Annotated in this window: 1 protein-coding gene; it reads left to right on the top strand. The window is 65.7% G+C overall.

What is annotated here, in order from left to right; all coding sequences use genetic code 11:
- Window positions 1-4: 4 nt before the first annotated feature.
- A complete protein-coding gene (locus FLQ44_RS25120) occupies window positions 5-175 on the top strand; it encodes a type I restriction enzyme endonuclease domain-containing protein (RefSeq protein WP_369126624.1) in 171 nt (56 codons plus the stop codon).
- Window positions 176-370: the final 195 nt, after the last annotated feature.

The raw sequence follows: 370 nt of genomic DNA, 5'->3' as shown, positions 1-370 counted from the left end.
CGCGGTGGATTGGGCGCACCGGGAATCGGCCCGCGCCCGGCTGCGCGTTCTGGTCAAGCGCATCCTGCGCAAATACGGCTACCCGCCCGACCTGCAGGACGCCGCAGTGCAGACCGTGTTGCAGCAGGCCGAGGTGCTGTCGGCGTCTTGGCTGCCGGGGCATGCGGGCCGGTAAGTTGTCTGGCCGGGCATGCTCTTCGCCGACTCCAGTTAGCACGCTTTGACCAGCGGCGAACGACCCGCACATCATCACAAGAAGCGAGAACCTGACCGTGGCATCCAAACGCAGCACCCCCAGTTGGTCCGACCTCAAGGTCAAACTCGCAGACCTCGATCGCGCCGAACTCATCGGCCTGGTGCAGGCGCTGTA

This window comes from Vogesella mureinivorans (assembly GCF_007644035.1).
Lineage (GTDB): Bacteria > Pseudomonadota > Gammaproteobacteria > Burkholderiales > Chromobacteriaceae > Vogesella > Vogesella mureinivorans.
Note: the sequence above shows the minus strand (reverse complement) of the source record. Positions and strands in the feature narration are given on the sequence as shown.